Here is a 23,779-nt window from a genome sequence, read left to right on the forward strand (position 1 = left end):
GGCATAGACTTTTCGATCAAATGGAGCAATGAACCGCTCAAGCGAGTGAATCGGGTATTTCATCGGCTTGTCGTACTAATTCCTTCTCGCATGCGTGTCACCTTGACGGCGCTGACGGCACATCCCGGCTCAGTACCCGACATCGCCTCGTCGGCGTGGGCCCGAGAGAAGGAAGAAGGTGGGCGGAACATGGCCGCCACCCACAGGATCGCCGCGCGTACCGCGATCGCCGCCGCGGTCTGCGCCGCGTCGCTCGCCGGTTGCGCGATCGGCAGCGGTAACGGTTCCGATGAAGGGACGAACGGTCCGCAGAAGGAGAAGGGGAAAGCGGCGCCCGCGCCCAAGAACGCGGTCCGGCTGATCGGCGACGGCTCCACCGCGTACACCGGTGCCCAGCCGCACCTGCCCCGGGCCGAACGCCTGAAGCCCGGCCAGAAGCCCCCGCAGTTCGTGGTCTTCTCCTGGGACGGCGCGGGCGAGGACAGCCAGAAACTGTTCTCCCACTTCCGTGAAGTGGCCAAGGAGAACGACGCGACGATGACGTACTTCCTCAGCGGCGTGTACATGCTGCCGAAGGAGAAGCGGGATCTCTACCGGCCGCCGCAGCACTCCCCGGGCCGCTCCGACATCGGCTTCAACGACGAGCAGGGCATCGCCGACACCGTCAAGCAGCTGCGGCTGGCGTGGCTGGAGGGCAACGAGATCGGCACCCACTTCAACGGCCACTTCTGCGGCAGCGGCGGCGGTGTCGGCGAGTGGTCCGTCGAGGAGTGGAAGGAGGAGATCCGCCAGGCCAAGCAGTTCGTCAAGACCTGGAAGACCAACACGGGGATGAGGAACGCGGCGCCCCTCCCCTTCGACTACGACAAGGAACTGATCGGCGCCCGCACCCCGTGTCTGGAGGGCCAGGAGAACTTCACGCGGGCCGCCGCCGAGATGGGCTTCCGCTACGACAGCAGCGGTGTGAACAACCAGGTCTGGCCGAAGAAGAAGCAGGAGCTGTGGGATCTGTCGATGCAGCTCGTGCCGTTCCCCGGGCACACCTTCGAGCAGCTCACCATGGACTACAACTTCATGGTCAACCAGTCCGGCACCACCACCCAGGGCGATCCCGCCAAGCACGAGTTCTGGGGCGACCAGATGCGCGACGGCCTGCTCCAGGGCTTCCAGCGGGCCTACGACGGCAACCGCGCGCCCCTGATCATCGGCAACCACTTCGAGTCCTGGAACGGCGGCACGTACATGCGTGCCATCGAGGAGGTCATCGAGGAGGTGTGCACCAAGGACGAGGTGCGCTGCGTCTCCTTCCGGCAGCTCGCGGACTGGCTGGACGCCCAGGACCCGAAGGTCCTGAAGAAGCTGCGCACGCTGGACGTCGGTGAGGCCCCGAAGAAGGGCTGGGCGTCCTTCCTCTCGGCCGACCCGGCACCGGCACCGAAGGGCGTGCCCGGGGCGCCGGCCGCCGAGCGGTAGCCGTCCGTCCCGGCGGGAGCCGGCGAGACCGGCGGAGGCGGCGGAAGCGGCTGAGGTGGCGGAGGCGGCGAGGCCGTCGTCACGCCGGCGCGACGACGCCCTCGCCGAGGACGAACCCGGGGTCGACCTGCGCCGCCAGGTCGGCCCCGGTGCGCTCGTTGCCCCAGCTGTGGGCGTTCTTCAGATGGAAGTGGATCATCTGGCGCGTGTAGTGCTCCCAGTTCCGCAGCTCGTACGTCCCGTCGGCGGCCGCGTGCAGGGTGCGCAACGCGCGGCGGTTGGCGCCCTCCAGGAGGTCGAACCGGGGCGGCCGGCCCTTCTCCATGGCGCGCACCCAGTCCGAGTGTCCGACGGTCACCAACAGGTCGTCCCCGACCTGTTCGCGGAGGAAGTCGAGGTCGTCCTGTCCCTGAACCTTGTTGCCGACGACCTTCAGGGTGACGCCGAAGTCGCGGGCGTACTCCTTGTACTGGCGATAGACGGAGACTCCCTTCCGGGTCGGCTCGGCGACGAGGAACGTGATGTCGAAGCGGGTGAACATGCCGGAGGCGAACGAGTCCGAGCCCGCGGTCATGTCGACCACGACGTACTCGTCACGGCCGTCGACCAGGTGGTTCAGGCACAGCTCCACCGCTCCCGTCTTGGAGTGGTAGCAGGCGACTCCCAGATCGGCGTCCGTGAAGGGCCCGGTGACCATCAAACGGACGGCCCCGCCGTCGAGTTCCACCGGCCGGGCGCAGCTGTCGTAGACGGGGTTGTCCTCGCGTACCCGCAGCAGACGCGAGCCCTCACCGGGCGGAGTCGTCTTGATCATCTGCTGGGCGGAGGCGATGCGCGGGTTGGTGCCGCGCAGATGGTCCTTGATCAGCGCGAGGTGCTCGCCCATCGCGGGCAGTCCGGCCGCCTCCGCCTCGTCGAGGCCCAGCGCGGTCCCCAGGTGCTGGTTGATGTCGGCGTCGACCGCGACGACGGGCGCACCGGTGGCGGCGAGATGGCGGATGAACAGGGAGGACAGGGTGGTCTTTCCGCTGCCGCCCTTCCCGACGAAAGCAATTTTCATGTTCGCAAAGGGTAGTGGTGAGATAGCCGTGAGTGGTGTGAGGGTCTGGGTGCACGTGAAGAAGACCACTCGTTCGTGGGGTGTGGCGCCGGGATGCGTAGGGTCGTACCCATGAGTACGACAGGCGCGACCGCCGATCCGCTCGCGGCCCTGGGCACACTGCCCGGCGTGGCCGAGTCCGTGGAGTCCGTACGCAAGGCCGTGGACCGCGTCTACGGCCACCGGATCATGCGGCGCCGCAGTAACGAGATCACCTCCGAGGCCGCACTGCGCGGCGCGCGGGGTTCGGCAGCGCTGTCCGGGGCGGACTGGGCGCTGGAGGAGGTGCGAAGGCGGACCGACTTCAGCGGCGACGACGAGGCACGCGCGGTGGGCGCGGCGTTGCGGCTGACCGCCGAGGCGGGGCAGCTGCTGTCCATCTGGCGGCAGTCCCCGCTGCGGGTGCTGGCCCGGCTGCATCTTGTGGCGGCCGCGGACAAGGCCGATCAGGTGGGGCGGCCCCGTCAGGAGGGCGAGCCGGTGGACGAGCCGCTCGTCGAGCTGCCGCTGCCGAACGCCGAGGAGGCACACGGTCGTCTGGACGGCCTGGCCGGGCTGGTCATGGGGGGCGGGTCCGCGCCGGCGCTGGTGACGGCCGCCGTCGTGCACGGTGAGCTGCTGGCGCTGCGTCCCTTCACCTCGTACAACGGCCTGGTCGCGCGCGCGGCCGAGCGCATCGTCCTGATCAACAGTGGTCTGGACCCGAAATCGGTCTGCCCGGCCGAGGTCGGCCATGCCGAACTGGGGCGCGCGTCCTACCTGGCGGCGCTCGACGGCTATGCCTCCGGAACCCCGGAGGGCATGGCCGCGTGGATCGCCCACTGCGGCAGGGCGGTCGAGTTGGGCGCGCGCGAGTCGACGGCGGTGTGCGAGGCGCTCCAGCGTGGGGCGGCGTGAGCGCGGAGTGGCGTGAGCGCGGAGTGGCGTGAGCCGGGGCGACGTAGGCATGGAGCGACGTAAGCACCGAGCGACCTGGTCACGGAGCCGCGCGAGAGGCGCGACAGAAATGCGGCGGTACGAGTGCTCGTACCGCCGCTGGCATGACCACCGGGTTACCAGGCGTCCCTCGATATGTTGCCCATCAGGTCGGGAACTTCGCCCGTCACCTGGTGCGGCTGGCCCGTAATCGACGGGTCGACGTCGCGTGGGTGCCCTGTGTTCATGCGCGGTCCGTGGGGCCAAATGCGGTTTTAAGGTGATCCTTTCGGATGTCCTTGGTCTCGCGGGCCGTTGAGTCCTTTGTACTCCTGCCCCGGAGCAAGTGGAAGTGCGAGCCGCACTTCTTTACTTTCGCGCTCATACGCGAGTGAAAGGTGAAGGGGGTCCGCTGGAGCGGACCGCCGTGGACCGGTCGGGCCGGGGTCAGGCCGCCGAGGACCGCCGTCGGCTCGCGTACCAGACGAGGCCCGCGGTGGCCGCCGCGGCGCCCACCGCGGCGGCGGCGACGAGGGCGGGGCGGGGCGGTACGGGAAAGCCCCGGATCCGCTGCTTGAGCCGTACCGGGCGATGGAAATCGAGAATCGGCCACTCGCGCGCGAGAGCCTCTCGACGCAGAGCCCGGTCCGGGTTCACCGCGTGGGGGTGGCCGACGGACTCCAACATCGGCAGGTCGGTCGCCGAGTCGCTGTAGGCGTAGCAGCGGGTCAGGTCGTACCCCTCGGACTCGGCCAGCTCCCGGATCGCCTCCGCCTTGGTCGGGCCGTACGCGTAGTACTCCACCTCTCCCGTGAAGCAGCCGTCGTCGCCAACGATCATGCGCGTCGCCACCACCCGGTCCGCGCCGAGCAGTTCACCGATCGGCTCGACGACCTCGGCGCCCGACGTGGAGACGATCACGACGTCGCGGCCGGCGGTGTGGTGCTCCTCGATCAGTGAGGCGGCCTCGTCGTAGATGATCGGGTCGATCAGGTCGTGCAGGGTCTCGGCGACGAGTTCCTTGACCAGCTGGACGTTCCAGCCGCGGCAGAGCGCGGAGAGGTACTCGCGCATCCGCTCCATCTGGTCGTGGTCGGCCCCGCCCGCGAGGAAGACGAACTGGGCATATGCGGTACGCAAGACAGCCCTGCGGTTGATCAGCCCGCCTTGGTAGAACGACTTGCTGAAGGTGAGCGTGCTCGACTTCGCAATGACCGTCTTGTCCAGGTCAAAGAAGGCCGCCGCGCGGGGCATGGAGTGGGGCAAGGAGTGGTTTTCCACGACCCTGAGCATAGGCGCAGCCCATTCGGCGTAAGGTGGGGCGTGTGGGTTTGCCTGAGATGGCTCTCGGGTACACCATGGAAGTCACGGATCGTTCGCGACCGTGCTAACCCGGTCCGACTCCTCCCCCCCCCGAGTCGGCCGTGGAGACGACCCCCGCTCTCCCCCCCGGCGGGGGTCGTCGCATGTCCGGGTGGGTTTTTCCTCTCTTCATCCCGCTCCAGGCCGCTCGACGTGCCGGTGTCGCGACAGGCGTTGTCATGAGCATGGTCGCATACGGAGAGTAGTCGACGCGCTGCGCTGCGGGAGTCGTGCGCGTTGTGGACGGGGCGAGGTGGAGCTCACCGGTTTGGGTGAAGGCGATATTCACAACCATCGAGTTGTCCACGGTTTTCGATCAAGATCCACATGATTTCCCGGATCGCCACATCGTGATTCCCATGCGTCCTGGCCGCGCCGAGTTCTACGGCCGGTTCTGTTTGCAGGACGCGTATGGCCGGGATCGACCGAAGTTCAAGCCGACGTAGAAGTCGGGGTTCACCTCGGGCGTTCACGCCGGCCGTTCGTGTGGGGACCGGTTGCCGGTTCTGCCACACGGTGAGGAATCGCGGGGCCGCGAGGGCTGTGCGAGATCACAGATGCCGGGCGCGACCACGGGAGTCGCGACGAAGGGGGACACAGGTCATGACCGGAACCATCACCCACGACCCGCCACCCGCCGCCGGAGGGTGGCAGAGCGGGCCATTGATCGTCACCGAGGACACCGAGCTCCTCGACGACCTGCTGCGCCTGTGCGCGGCGGCCGGCGCCACGCCGGAGGTGCACCACTCGGTGCCCGCGGCGGCGCCCGCCTCCTCCGGACAGCGGGGCAGCTGGGAGGCCGCACCGCTCGTCCTGGTCGGCGACGACGCCGCGCGGCGCGTGCGCGGTGCCGCGCGGAGACGAGGAGTGGTCCTCGTGGGCCGGGACCAGGACGACTCGGGGGTCTGGCAGCGGGCCGTCGAGATCGGCGCCGACCACGTCCTGATGCTGCCCGACGGAGAGCAGTGGCTGGTCGACCGCATCGCCGACGTCGCCGAGGGCGTCGGACGGCCCGCTCTCACCGTCGGCGTGATCGGTGGCCGGGGCGGCGCCGGAGCGTCCACCCTGGCCTGCGCACTCGCTGTCACCTCCGCGCGCGAGGGGCTGCGCAGCCTCCTCGTGGACGCCGATCCGCTGGGTGGTGGTCTCGACGTCCTCCTCGGCGGCGAGACGGCCGAGGGGCTGAGGTGGCCCGCGTTCGCGGCCTCGCGCGGGAGGGTCGGCGGCGGCGCCCTGGAGGAGTCGCTGCCCGAGCTGCACTCGCTGCGGGTGCTCAGCTGGGACCGGGGCGAGCGTGTCACGGTGCCGCCCCAGGCCGTACGGGCGGTGCTCGCGGCGGCGCGGCGCGGGGGCGGCACGGTCGTCGTCGACCTGCCGCGCCGGATCGACGACGGCGTCGCCGAGGTGCTCGCCCAGCTCGATGTCGGGCTCCTCGTCGTACCGGCCGAACTGCGGGCCGTCGCGGCGGCCGACCGGGTGGCCACGGCCGTCGGCATGGTTCTGCGGGACCTCCGCGTCGCGGTGCGCGGGCCCTACGCCTCCGGCCTCGACGACCGGGAGGTGGCCCGGCTGCTCGGATTGCCCCTGGCCGGCGAGGTGCCCGTCGAGTCCGGGCTCCTGCGCGCCACCGAGAGCAGGCGACCTCCGGGCGCGTCCGCACGCGGGCCGCTGGCGCGCTTCTGCCGGGGGTTCTGGGAGCGGGCGCTGGTGGAGACGGGCGGGGCGACGTGAGGGCGTCGGTGAGCCCGGAGAGGGCGGGTGACGGCATGCGTGCTGGTGGCGTGTCGGCCGAGGGAGCAGGAGGCAGGTGGCCGGAGCCGGCTGTCGGCGGGTCCGCGGGCGTGCCGGCCCCTCGGGTGTCCGGAGGGATCGACGGCGTAGCGGCGCCCGGCCCGGCCGACGAGCGGGCGCCGGTCGAGGCCTCCGGGATGCCCGGAGGTCTGACCGCGATCGGGGTGCCGGGCCGCAGGCCTACCGGGACGACGAACGCGGGGCCGACCGGGCGGGTGGTCCCGGGCTGGGCTTCCAGGACGTCCTCGGGAGCGACTTCCCCGGAGTTTCCAGGGGCGACTTCCCCGGGTCGTTCGGGAGCGGCTTCCCCAGGTGGCTCGGGAGCGGAGTCCGGGTGGTCCTCGGGACCGGTGTCAGCAAGCCTCTCGCGATCGGTCTCCGGCGGGATCCCCGCATCGGCGAGTGCGGCCCATGGGCCGTCCACGGGGCCGATGTCCGGGTGGTCTCGGGCAGAGGCTTCCCGGAGAGGCCCCGGCCCCGCGCCCGGGATGCTCGACGGCGTCCGGCGCCGGCTTGCCGAGAGCGGGGCCGAGCCGACGCCCGCCCGAGTGGCGCAGGCCCTGCGGGAGCAGGGGCGGGTGCTCGGGGACGCAGAGATCCTCGGTGCCGCCGAGCAGTTGAGGTCGGAGCTCGTCGGCAGCGGGCCGCTGGAACCGCTGCTCGCCGACCCGTCGGTGACCGACGTGCTGGTGTCCGCCCCGGACCGGGTCTGGGTGGACCGGGGCGGCGGCCTGGAACTGACGACGGTTTCCTTCCCGGACGCCGCTGCCGTACGACGGCTCGCGCAACGCCTTGCCACAGTCGCCGGGCGCCGGCTCGACGACGCCCGGCCGTGGGTGGACGCCCGGCTGCCCGACGGCACCCGGCTGCACGCCGTACTGCCCCCGGTCGCCGTCGGCTGCACCTGTCTGTCGCTACGGGTGGTCCGGCCGCGCGCGTTCACGCTCGACGAACTGGCGGCGGCGGGCACCGTGCCGCCCGGCGGTGACCGCGTCCTGCGCGCGCTGTTGGGAGCACGGCTGTCCTTCCTCGTCAGCGGAGGCACCGGCAGCGGGAAGACGACGCTGCTGAGTGCGCTGCTGGGGCTCGTCGGACCGGACGAGCGCATCGTGCTCGCCGAGGACTCGGCGGAACTGCGGCCGGACCATCCGCACGTCGTCCGCCTGGAGACCAGACCCGCCAACCAGGAGGCAGCGGGCCTGGTCACCCTGGAGGACCTGGTGCGGCAGGCGCTGCGCATGCGACCGGACATGCTCGTCGTCGGTGAGGTGCGCGGCGCCGAAGTGGTCCATCTGCTGGCGGCGTTGAACACCGGTCACAGCGGCTGCGGGACGGTGCACGCCAATGCCGCCGCCGACGTACCGGCCCGGCTGGAGGCACTCGGCACGGCCGCGGGCCTCGACCGGGCGGCCCTGCACAGCCAGCTCGCGGCGGCCCTTTCAGTGGTCCTGCACCTGGTACGGGACAGAACCGGGCGGCGCCGGATCGCTGAGGTGCACGTACTGGAGCGCGACCCGTCGGGGCTGGTGCGGACGGTGCCGGCGCTGCGGTGGGGCGGGGAGGCCTTCGTGGCCGAGCGCGGCTGGGAGCGGCTGCGGGAGCTGCTGCGCGGTGGCGGGCTCGAAACGCGGGCCGGTGGACCGGAGGCGCACAGGTGACGGGGCCGGGCGGGCTGTCGACGGGCGTGGCCCTGGCGTGTCTGTCGGCGGCGGCGTGGCTGGCCGGGAGGGGCTGGCACTCCGGGGCGCGGCGGGCGCGGCTGCTGCTCGCCGGCGGGGCGGCCGGGGCCGGGGTGCCACCGGTGCGTCGGGTGACGGACGGGCTGAGGCGCGTCCGTGGCCGGTTGAGGCCCGAGTGGTGGTCGTTGGCGGCCGGGCTGGTGCTGGCGGTGCTGGGTGGTTCGGTGCTGCCGGTCGTCGCGGGGGCGGCCGGGGTGCCTCTGTTGCGGCGGACGCGGCTGGCGGGCCGTGCACGGCGGGACCGTGAGCGCGGGCGGGACGCGGTGATCGCGTTGTGCGGCGCGCTCGCCGGGGAGGTGCGGGCGGGGCGGCAGCCGGGTGAGGCGCTGCTGTATGCCGCGCACGACTCCGGAGGACTCGGCGACGGGCAGGCGGCGGTGCTGGCAGCGGCCCGCTTCGGCGGCGACGTCCCGGGGGCGCTCGCGGCGGCGGCACGGCAACCGGGTGCGGAGGGGCTGCGGGGGCTCGCGGCGTGCTGGCGGGTCGCCGTCGACCAGGGGGCCGGACTCGCGGCCGGGCTCGACCGGCTGGAGGGCGCGCTACGCGCGGAACGGGACCAGCGATCCGACCTGCGCGCCCAGTTGGCGGGCGCTCGCGCCACGGCGGTGATGCTCGCCGGCCTGCCGGCCCTGGGCCTCCTGCTCGGTGTCGCCCTCGGCTCCGACCCGTTGCGCGTGCTGCTGCACACCGGGGCCGGGCTGGGCTGTCTGCTGGCCGGCGGGGTGTTGGAGGGCGTGGGCGTGTGGTGGGTCTCGCGGATCGTGCGGGGAGCGGAGGCGGTGTCGTGAACGGGGATGTCGTCCACAGGCTGGGAGCAACGGTGTGGACAGTGGTGTGGGCAGTGGTGGCGACGGTGTTGGTCGCCGGGTGGCTGGCGAGAGGCTTCGGAGCCGTGCGGCGGGAGCGGGCGGTACGCAGGCGGCTCACCGGGTTGCTGGCCCCGGAACCGGCGCGCGCCGTTCCCCGGCGCACCGAGGTGCTGGACGCCGTCCGCGGCTGGCTGCCTCTGGCGGGCACGGTGGGTGCGGGGTGGGTCCTGGTCGGGGGTGTCGCCGGCGTCGTGGTGGGGCTGGTGGGCGCGGCAGTGCTGTGGCGCCGGCGCTCTGGACGGTCGGCCGTCGGTGCGGAAGCGGCGCAGGCCGTCGCCGCACAGGCCGCTCGCCAACTGCCGCTGGCGGCTGACCTGCTGGCGGCCTGTATCGCGGCGGGCGCCGGGCCGGTGGCCGCGGCCCAGGCGGTGGGTGACGCCCTGGGCGGCCCCGTCGGGAACGCGTTGGTGCGCGGCGCGGCGGAGGTCCGGCTCGGTGGTGAACCGGGCGGCTCCTGGCGCGCATTGGCCGCGATCCCGAGTGCCGGGCCGCTGGCGCGGCTGCTGGAACGGGCCGACGTGTCAGGCCTGCCCGCGGCCGGTCCGGTCGCCCGGCTCGCGGCTCAGGCCCGTGCCGACTGGACCCGGACCACGACGGCACGGGCACGCCGGGCGGCCGTCATGGTCACCGCGCCGGTGGGGCTGTGTTTCCTGCCCGCCTTCATCGCGGTGGGTGTGTTGCCGGTGGTGATCGGCCTCGCGGGCGGGGTGCTGGGAGACGGGGGAGGAGGTGGCTGAGGGACCGGAGCGGGCGGGCGCCGAGCCCATGGGTGGGTGACCGACGGGTGCCAGACGGACGAGCGAGTGAGTGAGCAATGGGAACGGACCTTACGGGGGTTGTGATGTACCAGACGTATCGGGCAGTACGGGCGCGACTGAGTGCTTGGGTGGGCGGAGTGGTGCGTACGGCGCGGCGGGACGCGGGAATGGTGACCTCCGAGTACGCGATGGGAATCGTCGCCGCGGTGGCGTTCGCCGTGGTGCTCTACAAGGTGGTGACGAGCGGCGCGGTCAGCGCGGAGCTGCAGGGCATCGTGAAGCAGGCGCTCGATGCGCGGATGTGAGCGGGCAGCCGGGACGAGGTTCCGCGGAGAATCCGGCATCCACCGTGACAGTGGCTCCGGCCGCCGTTCAGGCGACCGCTACGGCAGCGGCTCCGACAACGGATTCGTGACGGCGGAGACGGCCGTGGTGCTGCCGGTGCTGGTGGTGTTCGCGATGGCGCTGGTGTGCGGGCTGCTCGTGGTGGCCGCTCAGATCCAGTGCGTGGACGCGGCCCGGGCGGGCGCCCGCGCGGCGGCCCGGCAGGATCCGGCCGACGCCGTCGTCGAGGTCGCCAGAGAGGCGGCACCGCGCGGGGCGCGGGTCACGGTCGGCCGGGAGGAGGGCCGGGTCCGAGTGACCGTGGTGGCCGAGCCACCGGCGCTGCACGGGTTGCCCTTCGAAGTACGGGAGGAGGCCGTGGCTTCGGTGGAGCAGACGGTGGGGGTGGGGTCATGAGAGGCCGTGTCCGGCTCGGGACGGTGATCGACCGGAGTCCCGGTTCCGGTTCCGGCCTCGGTCCCGGCCTCGGTTCCGGTCCCGGCCCCGGTTCCGGTCCCGGTCCCGGCCCCGGTTCCGGTCCCGGCCCCGGCCCCGGTTCCGGACTCCGTCTCGGTCCCGGCCCCAGATCCGACCAAGGGTCCGCCACGGTGTGGAGCGTCGGTGCCATCGCCGTTCTGTGCGTGGTGTTCGGCATCGTGCTGGCCCTGGGGCAGGCCGTCGTGGCCCGGCATCGTGCGGCCGGTGGAGCCGATCTGGCGGCGCTCGCGGCGGCGGACCACTGGGCACGGGGCGGCGCGGTGGCGTGTGCCCGGGCGGACCGGATCGCGCGGGCCCAGGGGACGCGGCTGGTGCGGTGCGTGCTCACCGGTCAGGTATCGGACGTGACGGCGGCCTCGGGCCGGGGGCCGTTCGCGGCGGAGGTCCGGGCAAGAGCGGGCCCCGCAACGGGCGCACCACCGAACCAGGTGGCGCCGGATCAGGCTACGGACCTACCGCCGCACCCCGGCCCGCCGCCTCCGCCCCCGCCGCCCCGCGCAGCAGCACCGTGAGCAGCCGTACGGCCCCCCGCTTGTGCAGTGGCTCGTTGCCGTTGCCGCACTTGGGGGACTGGATGCAGGACGGGCAGCCGGCGTCGCACTCGCAGGAGGCGATGGCCTCCCGGGTGGCCGTGAGCCAGTCGACGGCGGTGTGGAAGGCGCGCTCGGCGAAGCCCGCGCCGCCCGGATGGCCGTCGTACACGAAGACCGTCGGCAGCAGCGTGTCCGGGTGCAGGGGGACCGACACGCCGCCGATGTCCCAGCGGTCGCACGTCGCGAACAGGGGCAGCATGCCGATCGAGGCGTGCTCGGCGGCGTGCAGGGCCCCGCCGAGGATCTCCGGGTTGATCCGGGCCGCGTCCAGTTGGTCCTCGGTGACCGTCCACCACACCGCGCGCGTGCGCAGTGTCCGGGGAGGGAGGTCGAGTTTCGTCTCGCCCAGGACCTCACCGGTGATGAGTCGCCGGCGCAGGAAGGAGACCACTTGGTTGGTGACCTCGACGGAGCCGTAGCACAGGCGTCCGTCACCCCAGGGGACCTCGGTGTCGGTCTCGAGGACCGAGATCGCCGTCGTGTCGCGGGCGACCGTGGAGTACGACGGGGTGGCCTGCTCGACCAGCGCGACGGAGTCCTCCAGGTCCAGGGTGCGGACGAGATACGTGCGGCCCTGATGAAGGTGCACGGCGCCCTCGTGGACCGTCGTGTGGGAGGCGCCGGCGTCGACCGTGCCCAGCAGCCGGCCCGTCCCGGCCTCGACGACCTGGACCGGCCGTCCGCCCTCCCCGCGGATGTCGGTCAGGTCGGCGGCCCGTTCCCGGCGCGTCCAGTGCCAGGCGCGGGTCCGGCGGCGCAGCAGCCTGGCCTCCTCGAGCTGGGGGAGCAGTTCCTCGCAGGCCGGGCCGAAGAGGAGCAGGTCCTCCTCGGTCAGGGGGAGCTCGGCCGCCGCCGCGCACAGGTGGGGAGCGAGGACGTAGGGATTGTCGGGGTCGAGGACCGTGGATTCCACCGGTTGGTCGAACAGGGCCTCGGGGTGGTGGACGAGGAAGGTGTCCAGTGGATCGTCGCGGGCGACCAGCACCGCGAGGGCCCCCTGCCCGGAGCGCCCCGCCCGGCCCGCCTGCTGCCACAGCGAGGCACGGGTTCCCGGGTAGCCGGCGATCACCACGGCGTCCAGGCCCGAGATGTCGAGGCCGAGTTCGAGGGCGTTCGTCGCCGCGAGGCCGAGGAGTTCACCAGAGTGCAGGGCGCGTTCCAGGGCGCGGCGCTCCTCGGGGAGGTAGCCGCCGCGGTACGCCGCCACGCGCCGGGCCAGCGAGCGGTCGACCTCGGCCAGACGTTCCTGGGCGATCACCGAGATCAGCTCGGCGCCGCGCCGGGAGCGTACGAAGGTGATCGAACGCATGCCCTGCACGGTGAGGTCGGTGAGCAGGTCGGCGGCCTCGGCGGTGGCCGTGCGGCGGACCGGCGCGCCCTTCTCGCCCTCCAGCTCGGTCAACGGCGGTTCCCACAGGGCGAACACCAGTTCACCACGCGGTGAGGCGTCGTCGGCGACCTCGACCACCGGCAGGCCGGTGAGCCGGCGGGCCGCGACCGAGGGCTCGGCGGAGGTGGCGGAGGCGAGCAGGAACACGGGCGACGCGCCGTAGCGCGCACACAGTCGGCGCAATCTCCGCAGCACTTGGGCGACATGGGAGCCGAAGACGCCGCGGTAGGTGTGGCACTCGTCGACGACGACGTACTTCAGGGATTTCAGGAAGGAGGACCAGCGGGGGTGGGACGGCAGGATGCCGCGGTGCAGCATGTCCGGATTGGTCAGGACGTAGGTGCCGTACTGGCGGATCCACTCGCGTTCTTCGAACGGCGTGTCGCCGTCGTACACCGCGGTCCGCACTGATGTGCCCAAGGGTTGTGAAAGTTCCTTCACGGACCGGCACTGATCGGCGGCGAGTGCCTTGGTCGGCGCCAGGTAGAGGGCGGTGGCGCCCCGTCCGTTGGGGGCTTCGGAGCCGTCCAGCAGCGTCGACAGCACCGGCACCAGGTAGGCCAGGGACTTGCCGGACGCGGTGCCGGTGGCGACGACCACCGAGTCGCCGTCCAGGGCGTGCTCGGCCACGCGTGCCTGGTGGGCCCAGGGGTGTTCGATACCCGCGGCCCGCACCGCCGCGACGACCTCCGGCCGAATCCGGTCCGGCCAGACGGCATGACGGCCCGCACGCGGGGGCAAGTGCTCCGTATGAGTGATGCGCGTAGCCCGGTTCGGTCCCGCGGCGAGCCGGTCCAGGACCATGCCCGGATCCGGCCGGGAGCCGGGCTCCGCCGGGGATCGATCGGATCGGTGATTCTTGGCCATCGGCACCGAGTCTGTCACTGGCGTGACGGACAATGGGACCAAGGCGTCGTGCACGCCTGCCGGTAAGTGATTGAATGCCATCGCGGCTGGCGAACCGTCCTGGGGGCTTCAAGCCGAGGTGTCCCGAAGGGCGACCCGCTCGATAGCAAGGTGCTGGAGGATCCGTGGACCTGTCCCTGTCGACCCGTACCGTCGGCGATCGTACGGTCGTCGAGGTCGGTGGCGAAATTGACGTATACACCGCGCCCAAGCTGCGAGAGCAGCTGGTCGAGCTCGTGAACGACGGGAGTTTCCACCTCGTCGTCGACATGGAGGGCGTGGACTTCCTCGACTCCACCGGGCTCGGCGTGCTGGTCGGCGGACTGAAGCGGGTGCGTGCCCATGAGGGCTCGCTGCGCCTGGTCTGCAACCAGGAGCGCATTCTCAAGATCTTCCGTATCACCGGCCTCACCAAGGTGTTCCCCATTCACACCTCGGTCGAGGAAGCGGTGGCGGCCACCGACTGACGACCGGTCCCGGGCTCCTGGGCCCGGGACCACAAGAACAAGCGAGGTCCGGGCTGTCGGCGGCCCGGACCCTCGAAAGCACGCCCGTAGTTCCGAGGGGGATGCATGGCCACCGTCGAACTCCGCTTCAGCGCGCTGCCCGAGCATGTCCGCACCGCCCGTCTGGTGGCGGCGGCGGTGGCACGCAGGGCCGGAGTGGACGAGGCCGTCCTCGACGAGGTCAGGCTCGCCGTCGGCGAGGCCTGCACCCGGGCTGTGGGTCTGCATCAGCACGTCGGCATCACGGCGCCGGTCAAGGTGTCGCTGATCGAGGAGGAGAAGCAGTTCTCCATCGAGGTCGGCGACGAGGCGCCGCACGCGGTACCCGGGGCCGGAAACCCGGGCGCCGTCGACGACGTGGAGGCCGAGGAGGACGAGATGGGTCTCGCTGTCATCAGCGGGCTCGTCGACGACGTGGAGGTCACGGCCGGCGAGGACGGCGGACTGATCCGCATGACCTGGCCGACCGCGCCGGCGGTGCTGCCGCCGGTCTGACACCCACCTCGGTCACCCGAGGCCTCAGGCAGGCCCCACGAAAGTCACACCCGAGTCACCCGAAGGGCCCTACCTCGTAGGGCCCTTCGTCATGTGCGGAAGGCGAGGTACGCGGTCCGCGCATACAGTGGTGCCGTGCGAGCGGCAGGTGAATTCATTCACGAGCAGATTCGCGCGAGAAAATGGATCACGACAATGCGGGCACCTGTGATCGCCATTAATGCCGGAAGGGCATTACTACTTCTGGGTCCTTTGGGTTGACAGGTCAATTCTTTTTGTCGTGCACTGTTTTGATCAGGTTCCGGTACCTACAATCCCGTCCACATCTTGAGCTCAGCCCAAGCGTCAAGGAGGACGAATGGCGGAGCTTTCCACCCCTCATCAGTTGGGCGACACCTCGACTGTCGCAGCCGCCGTGCTGACCGACTCGAACCGCGTCCTGGTCGCGGTCATCGCGGTCGTCGCGCTGGCCGCGCTGGTGCTCGCGGGCGTCCTGGTGCGCCAGGTGCTCGCGGCGGGCGAGGGAACCGACAGCATGAAGAAGATCGCGGCGGCCGTTCAGGAAGGCGCCAACGCCTATCTGGCCAGGCAGCTTCGCACGCTTGGCGTATTCGCCGTCATAGTGTTCTTCCTGCTCATGCTGCTGCCCGCCGACGACTGGAATCAGCGGGCCGGACGGTCGATCTTCTTCCTGATCGGCGCGGTGTTCTCGGCGGCCACCGGCTATATCGGCATGTGGCTCGCCGTGCGCAGCAATGTGCGCGTCGCCGCGGCGGCGCGGGAAGCGACACCGGCTCCGGGTGAACCCGAAAAGGATCTCACTCTCGTCTCGCACAAAGCTACGAAGATCGCATTCCGCACGGGCGGCGTGGTCGGCATGTTCACGGTGGGGCTCGGCCTGCTGGGCGCCTGCTGCGTGGTGCTGGTGTACGCGGCCGACGCGCCGAAGGTCCTGGAGGGTTTCGGCCTCGGTGCCGCGCTGATCGCGATGTTCATGCGGGTCGGCGGCGGCATCTTCACCAAGGCCGCCGACGTCGGCGCCGACCTGGTCGGCAAGGTCGAGAAGGGCATTCCGGAGGACGATCCGCGCAATGCCGCGACCATCGCCGACAACGTGGGCGACAACGTCGGCGACTGCGCGGGCATGGCGGCCGACCTCTTCGAGTCCTACGCCGTGACCCTGGTGGCCGCGCTGATCCTCGGCAAGGTGGCCTTCGGGGACTCCGGGCTGGCGTTCCCGCTGCTGGTGCCGGCGATCGGCGTGGTCACGGCCATGATCGGCATCTTCGCGGTGGCGCCCAGGCGGTCCGACCGAAGCGGCATGAGCGCGATCAACCGGGGTTTCTTCATCTCCGCGGTGATCTCGCTGGTGCTGGTGGCGGTGGCCGTCTTCGTCTACCTGCCCGGGAAGTACTCCGAGCTGGACGGTGTCACCGACGCGGCGATCGCCGGCCGGGACGGCGACCCGCGGGTCCTCGCACTCGTCGCGGTGGCGATCGGCATCGTGCTGGCCGCCCTGATCCAGCAGCTCACCGGCTACTTCACCGAGACCACCCGGCGTCCCGTCAAGGACATCGGCAAGTCCTCGCTCACGGGCCCCGCGACCGTCGTCCTCGCCGGTATCTCGCTCGGCCTCGAATCCGCCGTCTACACCGCCCTGTTGATCGGCCTCGGCGTCTACGGGGCCTTCCTGCTCGGCGGTGCGTCGATCATGCTGGCGCTGTTCGCGGTGGCGCTGGCCGGCACCGGACTGCTCACCACGGTCGGTGTGATCGTCGCCATGGACACCTTCGGGCCGGTCTCCGACAACGCGCAGGGCATCGCCGAGATGTCCGGCGACGTGGAGGGCGCCGGCGCCCAGGTGCTCACCGACCTGGACGCGGTCGGCAACACCACCAAGGCCATCACCAAGGGCATCGCCATCGCCACCGCCGTCCTCGCGGCGGCGGCCCTGTTCGGGTCGTACCGCGACGCCATCACCACCGGCGCCGCGGACGTGGGCGAGAAACTCAGCGGCGAGGGCGCGCCGATGACCCTCATGATGGACATCTCGCAGCCCAACAACCTGGTCGGCCTCATCGCGGGCGCGGCGGTCGTCTTCCTCTTCTCGGGGCTGGCGATCAACGCCGTGTCGCGGTCGGCGGGCGCGGTGGTCTACGAGGTGCGGCGGCAGTTCCGGGAGCGCCCAGGGATCATGGACTACACCGAGAAACCGGAGTACGGCAAGGTCGTCGACATCTGTACCAGGGACGCCCTGCGGGAACTCGCCACGCCCGGGCTGCTCGCCGTGATGGCGCCCATCTTCATCGGGTTCACGCTCGGCGTGGGCGCGCTCGGCGCGTTCCTGGCGGGCGCGATCGGCGCGGGCACCCTGATGGCGGTGTTCCTCGCCAACTCCGGTGGCGCCTGGGACAACGCCAAGAAGCTCGTCGAGGACGGTCACCACGGCGGCAAGGGCAGCGAGGCCCACGCCGCCACCGTCATCGGCGACACGGTCGGCGACCCGTTCAAGGACACCGCGGGTCCGGCGATCAACCCCCTGCTGAAGGTCATGAACCTGGTGGCGCTGCTCATCGCTCCGGCGATCATCAAGTTCTCCTACGGTGCCGACGAGAGCATCGGCGTACGGGTGGGGATCGCCCTCGTCGCGCTCGCCGTCATCGCCGCAGCGGTCTACGTGTCCAAGCGGCGCAGGATCGTCATGGGTGACGAGGGTGACACCGACCAGGAGCCCAAGTCGGCGGATCCGGCGGTGGTTTCGTAGACCCGAGCACCGAGCCTCGCAGGAGGCGCAGGTCAAAAGGCGGGCGTACGGCGCGTATTGACGCGTCGTACGCCCGTCTCGTGCGTGCGCGCGCCCTTCATCGTGAGCCTTATCTCTCTTGGTGCAAATGGCTTCAATACGGTCCTAACGGATGTTCGTCCTGCGGATGTCCCCCATCCGGCGTGTATGTTCCGGGGCCGAGAGCCATGGAAGGGACCAATCCGGTGAACAAGAAGCTCGCGGCCGCACTGTCCGGCGGTGCGGTACTGGTACTGGCGCTGACGGGATGCAGCAGCGACGACGACAACGACAAGCTGGACTCCTGGGCGAAGGAGGTCTGCGACGGAGTGCAGCCGCAGGCCAAGAAGATCGAGGCGGCCAACGCGGCGATCCAGAAGGAGACCTCGGACAACAGCACCCCGGAAGAGGTCCAGAAGACCGACGCCAAGGCGTTCCAGGACATGTCCGACGCCTACAAGGCGATGGGCGGCGCCGTCCAGAAGGCCGGGGCGCCGGACGTCGAGGACGGCGAGAAGAAGCAGAAGGACGCGGTCACCGAACTCAACAGCCTCTCCTCGTCGTACGCCTCCCTGCGGAAGCAGGTGGAGGAGCTCGACACCAAGGACCAGGCGAAGTTCGCCGACGGCCTCAAGGACATCGCCACCGAGCTGAACAAACTCAGCCAGAGCGGCAGCGACGCGCTGAAGACCCTCGAGGAGGGCGACGTCGGCCAGGCGATGGCCAAGCAGGCCAGCTGCAAGTCGGCCTCGGTGACGCCTTCGGCCGCCGCCGGCTGACCTCGGCCGCGCGGGCACGGGGCGCGGGCGCAGGACCACGGAGAGGGGCGAACCGCGGCGGCGTCAACGGGGTGCGGGCCACGGCGCCACAACGGGGCGCGGGACCACAGCGAGGTGCGGGCCGCGGGGCCACAATGGGGGAGTGAGTAACGCCAGCCTGTCCCCCCTGCCCTCCGCCGACCACCCCGACGTCGCAGCCCGGCTGCGGGACGCCCTGCTCGGGGCCTCCTTCACCGCCGACGGACTGCTGGAGCTGCTCGGCGCCCCCGCCTACGCGGCGCTCTCGCGCAGCGAGACCGTGCCCGCGCTCCGGGCCACCCGCGGCGACACGCCGCTGGAACTGCTCGTACGGCTGTTCCTTCTCCAGCAACCCGCCCGCCACGCGCGTGTGGCGGACGTACTGCCCGTCGACGCGTGCCTGGAGAGCGGGTGGCTCGTCCGGGCGGGTGACGACGAGGTGGCGGCCACCGTGGACGTACGGCCGTACGGCGGGCCCGGGGGCGAGGACTGGTTCATCGTCTCCGACCTGGGCTGCGCGGTCGGCGGCGCCGGTGGCATCGGCAACCACGCCCAGGGCGTCGTCCTCGGCGTCGGCGGCGCCTCCACGACCCTCGCGGGCCTCACCGTCCGTACGCCCGTCTCCGCCGCCCTCGACCTCGGCACCGGCTCCGGCATCCAGGCGCTGCACGCCGCCGCGCACGCCACGCGCGTGACGGCGACCGACGTCAACCCGCGCGCACTGCACATCACCGCGCTCACGCTCGCCCTGTCCGGGGCCCCGGCCGCCGATCTGCGCGAGGGTTCGCTCTACGAGCCGGTCGACGACGACGAGACGTACGACCTGATCGTCTCCAACCCGCCGTTCGTGATCTCACCGGGCGCCCGCCTCACCTACCGCGACGGCGGTATGGGCGGGGACGATCTGTGCCGCTCGCTCGTTCAGCAGACGGGGGAGCGCCTGAACGAGGGCGGGTTCGCGCACTTCCTCGCCAACTGGCAGCACGTGGAGGGGGAGGACTGGACGGACCGGCTGCGCTCCTGGGTGCCGCGCGGCTGCGACGCCTGGATCGTGCAGCGGGAGGTGCAGGACGTCACGCAGTACGCGGAGCTGTGGCTCAGGGACGCGGGCGATCACCGCGGCGACGCGGCCGAGTACCAGGCGCACTACGACGCGTGGCTGGACGAGTTCGAGGCGCGCAAGGTCAAGGCCGTCGGCTTCGGCTGGATCACGCTCCGCCGGACCGGTGCCGCCGAGCCCTCGATCACCGCCGAGGAGTGGCCGCACCCGATCGAGCAGCCGCTCGGCGACACCGTGCGCGCGCACTTCGACCGCGTCGACTATCTGCGGGCCCACGACGACGCGGCCCTGCTCGAAGCGCACTTCACGCTGGCCGGTGAGGTCGTCCAGGAGCAGGTCGGGCTGCCCGGCGCCGAGGACCCGGAGCACGTCGTCCTGCGCCAGAACCGCGGCATGCGCCGGGCCACCCGGGTCGACACCGTCGGCGCCGGTTTCGCCGGCGTCTGCGACGGCACCATGAGCGCCGGCCGCATCCTGGACGCCATCGCCCAGCTGGTGGGCGAGGACCCGGTGGCGCTGCGCGACCGTACGCCCGCGCAGATCCGGCTGCTGGTGGAGCAGGGGTTCCTCGAACCGGCGTAGAGCCACGGCGGCGGCCCCGCCGTACCCGGCACCCGCGCCGCCGCACCCGGCACCCGTCCCGCCGTACCCGGCACCCGCGCCGTGCGTCCCCGGTCCCTGCCCGCCGCACGTCCCAGGCCCCGGCCCGGCGGCCTTGGCCGAGGCCCCGGCCCCGTCGCCCCATGCCCCCGCCACCGACCCGTCGCCGTACGGGTCGGTCGATCCCTGGCGCCCCGGCGACGTAGGGAAAAGCGCGGTTCTGGCGCAGAACCGGCCACGTGCGGGGGCCGTCGGCTCGCCGTTCACCTCGGGTTCGCCTGTCCGCCGCCGTCGCGTGACAGCCTCCCGAAGGCTGGACACGCACAAGCTGGAGAAAAGGGGCACGGGGACCATGGAGAGCGGGCCGGCGATCTTCGCGGGAATGGTGTTCGCCCTGTTCGGGGCCGGTCTGCTGGTATGGACCGCGACGCGGGTCCGGCACGGCCGGCCGGTCGCGCACGGTGTGAGCCCCGTCGCATCGGCGACCTTCGCGAGCGTCGCCGCGGTGGTCGCTCTCGCCCTCGGGGCATGGTGCCTGACGCACGTGTGAGAGGCCGGTTCCGGCCCCCGGCCGCACCACCGCCCGAGTAATCGGGGGATCGCGCTCCGGATACACACAGCAGGGCCCGTAAACACTCCGGGCGGCAGGAACAGGGTTCGTCGGGTTACCGTTCGAGTGGCCGTTGCGGGCTTTTCCCGTTTGACACGGGGGCGGGAGGTACCGTCACACTCCGCAGCGTCACGACCGAAACGCAGCACGACCCCGACCCCGGGAACACGGCCTGGGGAGGCCCAGCGTCGACCGGAGAGAAGAGCGAAGTTGTCCCCGACCAGCGAGACCGCGAACGGCGGCCGCCGACTCGTCATCGTCGAGTCGCCTGCCAAGGCGAAGACGATCAAGGGCTATCTCGGCCCTGGCTACGTCGTCGAGGCGAGCGTCGGGCACATCCGCGACCTTCCCAGCGGCGCCGCGGAGGTGCCCGAGAAGTACACCGGTGAGGTCCGCCGCCTCGGTGTGGACGTCGAACACGACTTCCAGCCGATCTATGTGGTCAACGCTGACAAGAAGGCGCAGGTCAGGAAACTCAAGGACCTGCTGAAGGACTCCGACGAGCTCTTCCTCGCCACCGATGAGGACCGCGAGGGCGAGGCCATCGCCTGGCACCTTCAGGAAGTCCTCAAGCCGAAGATCCCCGTCAAGCGCATGGTGTTCCACGAGATCACCAAGGACGCGATCCGCGCCGCCGTCGCCAACCCGCGCGAGCTCAACCAGAAGCTCGTGGACGCCCAGGAGACCCGCCGCATCCTCGACCGCCTCTACGGCTACGAGGTCTCGCCGGTCCTCTGGAAGAAGGTCATGCCGAAGCTCTCGGCCGGCCGCGTCCAGTCCGTCGCCACGCGCCTGGTGGTGGAGCGGGAGCGTGAGCGCATGGCGTTCCGTTCCGCCGAGTACTGGGACCTGACGGGCACCTTCGCGACCGGCCGCGCCGGTGACGCCTCCGACCCGTCGATGCTGGTCGCCCGCCTGCAGACCGTCGACGGCCGGCGCGTCGCGCAAGGCCGTGACTTCGATTCCCTGGGCCAGATCAAGAGCGCGAACACCCTCCACCTCGACGAGGCGAACGCCCGCGGGCTCGCCGCCGCCCTGGAGGACACGCGCTTCGCGGTCCGCTCCGTGGAGTCCAAGCCGTACCGCCGCTCGCCGTACGCCCCGTTCCGTACGACGACGCTGCAGCAGGAAGCTTCGAGGAAGCTCGGCTTCGGCGCCAAGGCGACCATGCAGATCGCCCAGAAGCTGTACGAGAACGGCTACATCACCTACATGCGTACGGACTCGACGACCCTGAGCGACACGGCGATCAACGCCGCCCGCGCCCAGGTCACTCAGCTGTACGGCGCCGACTACCTCCCCGCACAGCCGAGGACGTACGCCGGCAAGGTCAAGAACGCGCAGGAGGCGCACGAGGCGATCCGCCCCTCGGGCGACCGCTTCCGTACGCCCGCCGAGACCGGGCTGACCGGCGACCAGTTCAGGCTCTACGAGCTCATCTGGAAGCGGACCGTCGCCTCCCAGATGAAGGACGCGACCGGCAACAGCGTCACCGTGAAGATCGGCGGCGCCGCCTCCGACGGGCGGGACGTCGAGTTCAGCGCGTCCGGCAAGACGATCACCTTCCACGGCTTCCTGAAGGCCTACGTCGAAGGCGCCGACGACCCGAACGCCGAGCTGGACGACCGCGAGCGCCGGCTGCCGCAGGTCGCCCAGGGCGACGCGCTGACGGCCGACGAGATCACGGTCGACGGCCACGCCACCAAGCCCCCGGCCCGCTACACCGAGGCGTCGCTGGTCAAGGAGCTGGAAGAGCGCGAGATCGGCCGCCCGTCGACGTACGCGTCGATCATCGGCACGATCCTGGACCGCGGCTACGTTTTCAAGAAGGGCACGGCACTCGTCCCGTCCTTCCTTTCCTTCGCCGTCGTCAACCTCCTGGAGAAGCACTTCGGGCGGCTCGTCGACTACGGCTTCACCGCCGAGATGGAGGGCGACCTCGACGCCATCGCCCGCGGCGAGGCCCAGGCGGTGCCGTGGCTGCGCCGCTTCTACTTCGGTGAGGGCACAGGCAACGGCGGCGCGGCCGACGCCGGCAACGGCGACGGGGACCACCTCGGCGGCCTCAAGGAACTCGTGACCGACCTCGGCGCGATCGACGCGCGCGAGGTGTCGTCCTTCCCCGTCGGCAACGACATCGTGCTGCGCGTCGGGCGCTACGGCCCGTACATCGAGCGTGGCGAGAAGGACTCCGAGAACCACCAGCGCGCCGACGTCCCCGAGGACCTGGCGCCGGACGAGCTCTCCGTCGAACTGGCGGAGGAACTGCTCGCCAAGCCGAGCGGCGACTTCGAGCTGGGCACCGACCCGGCCACCGGCCACGCCATCGTCGCCAAGGACGGCCGCTACGGGCCCTACGTCACCGAGGTGCTCCCCGAGGGCACGCCGAAGACCGGCAAGAACGCCGTGAAGCCGCGTACGGCCTCGCTGTTCAAGTCGATGGCGCTGGACACGGTCACCCTGGACGACGCCCTCAAGCTCATGTCGCTGCCGCGTGTCGTCGGCGCCGACGCGGAGGGCGTCGAGATCACCGCGCAGAACGGCCGCTACGGCCCGTACCTGAAGAAGGGCACGGACTCGCGGTCCCTCCAGGCGGAGGAGCAGCTCTTCACGATCACGCTGGAGGAGGCGCTGGCGATCTACGCCCAGCCCAAGCAGCGTGGCCGGGCCGCGGCCAAGCCGCCGCTGAAGGAGCTGGGCACCGACCCGGTCAGCGAGAAGCCGGTCGTGGTCAAGGACGGCCGCTTCGGCGCGTACGTCACCGACGGCGAGACCAACGCGACCCTGCGCTCCGGCGACAGCGTCGAGGAGATCACGCCGGAGCGCGGCTACGAGCTGCTCGCCGAGAAGCGCGCCAAGGGGCCCGCCAAGAAGACGGCCAAGAAGTCCGCCGCCAAGAAGGCCCCGGCCAAGAAGGCGACGGCGAAGAAGACCGCGGCCAAGAAGACGGCGGCGGCGAAGACGACGGCCGCGAAGAAGACCACGGCCAAGACCACGGCGAAGAAGACGGCCACCAAGACAGCCGCCAAGAAGGCCACCGCGTCGGAGACGTTGGAGGACTGAGCCCGGCTCAGCAGCCGCTGAGCCCGTCGGCCCTCCAGGCACGCCAAGCGCGCCACGCCCTCCACGCGCTCTTCGCGAAACGAACGCCCCGGCATCATTTCGATGTCGGGGCGTGCGTACGTTCGGCCGGACACGCCGGACTGTCGGCG

Annotated in this window: 19 protein-coding genes; 16 read left to right on the forward strand and 3 right to left on the reverse strand. The window is 71.4% G+C overall.

The annotated features are described in order from the left end of the window. Positions 1-189 precede the first annotated feature (189 nt). The gene (locus QC283_RS26550; RefSeq protein WP_279564210.1) at positions 190-1,473 is read left to right on the forward strand and encodes a polysaccharide deacetylase family protein; all 1,284 of its coding nucleotides are present in this window, start codon (positions 190-192) and stop codon (positions 1,471-1,473) included. A gap of 79 nt (positions 1,474-1,552) precedes the next feature. Here QC283_RS26550 and QC283_RS26555 read toward each other — a convergent pair whose 3' ends face one another. Beyond that, on the reverse strand, positions 1,553-2,533 hold the full coding sequence (locus QC283_RS26555; protein ID WP_279564211.1) for an ATP-binding protein: 981 nt from the start codon (positions 2,531-2,533) through the stop codon (positions 1,553-1,555). 111 nt (positions 2,534-2,644) lie between these two features. Here QC283_RS26555 and QC283_RS26560 point away from each other — a divergent pair, with 111 nt between their 5' ends. Beyond that, a complete protein-coding gene (locus tag QC283_RS26560; protein WP_279564212.1) occupies positions 2,645-3,469 on the forward strand; it encodes an oxidoreductase in 825 nt (274 codons plus the stop codon). A gap of 465 nt (positions 3,470-3,934) precedes the next feature. Here QC283_RS26560 and QC283_RS26565 read toward each other — a convergent pair whose 3' ends face one another. After that, positions 3,935-4,780: an HAD family hydrolase gene (locus QC283_RS26565; RefSeq protein WP_279564213.1), complete on the reverse strand. Its 846-nt coding sequence runs from the start codon at positions 4,778-4,780 to the stop codon at positions 3,935-3,937. A gap of 672 nt (positions 4,781-5,452) precedes the next feature. Here QC283_RS26565 and ssd point away from each other — a divergent pair. The 7 genes from ssd to QC283_RS26600 all read left to right on the forward strand — a co-directional run bounded on the left by ssd (position 5,453) and on the right by QC283_RS26600 (position 11,340). Further along, complete coding sequence (gene ssd, locus QC283_RS26570) at positions 5,453-6,580, forward strand: septum site-determining protein Ssd (protein WP_279564214.1); 1,128 nt, start codon at positions 5,453-5,455, stop codon at positions 6,578-6,580. A 548-nt stretch (positions 6,581-7,128) separates the two neighbouring features. Then, positions 7,129-8,298, forward strand: coding sequence for a TadA family conjugal transfer-associated ATPase (locus QC283_RS26575; RefSeq protein ID WP_398012224.1), 1,170 nt, complete (start codon positions 7,129-7,131; stop codon positions 8,296-8,298). Next, positions 8,295-9,167: a type II secretion system F family protein gene (locus QC283_RS26580; protein WP_279564216.1), complete on the forward strand. Its 873-nt coding sequence runs from the start codon at positions 8,295-8,297 to the stop codon at positions 9,165-9,167. Before QC283_RS26575 ends, QC283_RS26580 begins: the two co-directional genes overlap by 4 nt. Continuing rightward, positions 9,164-9,985 carry a type II secretion system F family protein gene (locus tag QC283_RS26585; protein WP_383524467.1) on the forward strand — a complete coding sequence of 274 codons (822 nt, stop codon included), beginning with the start codon at positions 9,164-9,166 and terminating at the stop codon, positions 9,983-9,985. The genes QC283_RS26580 and QC283_RS26585 overlap by 4 nt, the downstream gene beginning before the upstream one ends. 77 nt (positions 9,986-10,062) lie before the next feature. Beyond that, positions 10,063-10,311 carry a DUF4244 domain-containing protein gene (locus QC283_RS26590; RefSeq protein WP_398012220.1) on the forward strand — a complete coding sequence of 83 codons (249 nt, stop codon included), beginning with the start codon at positions 10,063-10,065 and terminating at the stop codon, positions 10,309-10,311. Beyond that, entirely contained in the window at positions 10,298-10,747 is a 450-nt protein-coding gene (locus QC283_RS26595; RefSeq protein WP_279564219.1) for a TadE family type IV pilus minor pilin, read from the forward strand. The genes QC283_RS26590 and QC283_RS26595 overlap by 14 nt, the downstream gene beginning before the upstream one ends. Positions 10,748-10,938: 191 nt before the next feature. Continuing rightward, entirely contained in the window at positions 10,939-11,340 is a 402-nt protein-coding gene (locus QC283_RS26600) for an Rv3654c family TadE-like protein (RefSeq protein ID WP_279564220.1), read from the forward strand. Here the strand turns inward: QC283_RS26600 and QC283_RS26605 are convergent. After that, positions 11,273-13,759: a DEAD/DEAH box helicase gene (locus QC283_RS26605; RefSeq protein ID WP_279564221.1), complete on the reverse strand. Its 2,487-nt coding sequence runs from the start codon at positions 13,757-13,759 to the stop codon at positions 11,273-11,275. The genes QC283_RS26600 and QC283_RS26605 overlap by 68 nt on opposite strands. An 83-nt stretch (positions 13,760-13,842) precedes the next feature. Here QC283_RS26605 and bldG point away from each other — a divergent pair, with 83 nt between their 5' ends. From bldG to topA, 7 genes are all read left to right on the forward strand, one after another. Then, positions 13,843-14,184, forward strand: coding sequence for an anti-sigma factor antagonist BldG (gene bldG, locus QC283_RS26610; protein ID WP_003975386.1), 342 nt, complete (start codon positions 13,843-13,845; stop codon positions 14,182-14,184). Between the two features lie 105 nt (positions 14,185-14,289). Next, positions 14,290-14,718 carry an ATP-binding protein gene (locus QC283_RS26615; protein WP_279564222.1) on the forward strand — a complete coding sequence of 143 codons (429 nt, stop codon included), beginning with the start codon at positions 14,290-14,292 and terminating at the stop codon, positions 14,716-14,718. A 358-nt stretch (positions 14,719-15,076) separates the two neighbouring features. After that, positions 15,077-17,482 (forward strand): sodium-translocating pyrophosphatase, encoded by a 2,406-nt coding sequence (locus QC283_RS26620; RefSeq protein ID WP_279564223.1) that lies wholly within the window; start codon positions 15,077-15,079, stop codon positions 17,480-17,482. A gap of 206 nt (positions 17,483-17,688) precedes the next feature. Continuing rightward, complete coding sequence (locus QC283_RS26625) at positions 17,689-18,279, forward strand: small secreted protein (RefSeq protein ID WP_279564224.1); 591 nt, start codon at positions 17,689-17,691, stop codon at positions 18,277-18,279. A gap of 142 nt (positions 18,280-18,421) precedes the next feature. Beyond that, positions 18,422-19,939 carry a class I SAM-dependent methyltransferase gene (locus tag QC283_RS26630; RefSeq protein ID WP_279564225.1) on the forward strand — a complete coding sequence of 506 codons (1,518 nt, stop codon included), beginning with the start codon at positions 18,422-18,424 and terminating at the stop codon, positions 19,937-19,939. A gap of 370 nt (positions 19,940-20,309) precedes the next feature. Further along, positions 20,310-20,507 (forward strand): hypothetical protein, encoded by a 198-nt coding sequence (locus QC283_RS26635; protein ID WP_279564226.1) that lies wholly within the window; start codon positions 20,310-20,312, stop codon positions 20,505-20,507. 270 nt (positions 20,508-20,777) lie between these two features. Further along, positions 20,778-23,630: a type I DNA topoisomerase gene (gene topA / locus QC283_RS26640; protein ID WP_279564227.1), complete on the forward strand. Its 2,853-nt coding sequence runs from the start codon at positions 20,778-20,780 to the stop codon at positions 23,628-23,630. The last annotated feature ends 149 nt before the right edge of the window (positions 23,631-23,779 follow it).

Source organism: Streptomyces sp. DH41 (assembly GCF_029813785.1).
GTDB lineage: Bacteria > Actinomycetota > Actinomycetes > Streptomycetales > Streptomycetaceae > Streptomyces.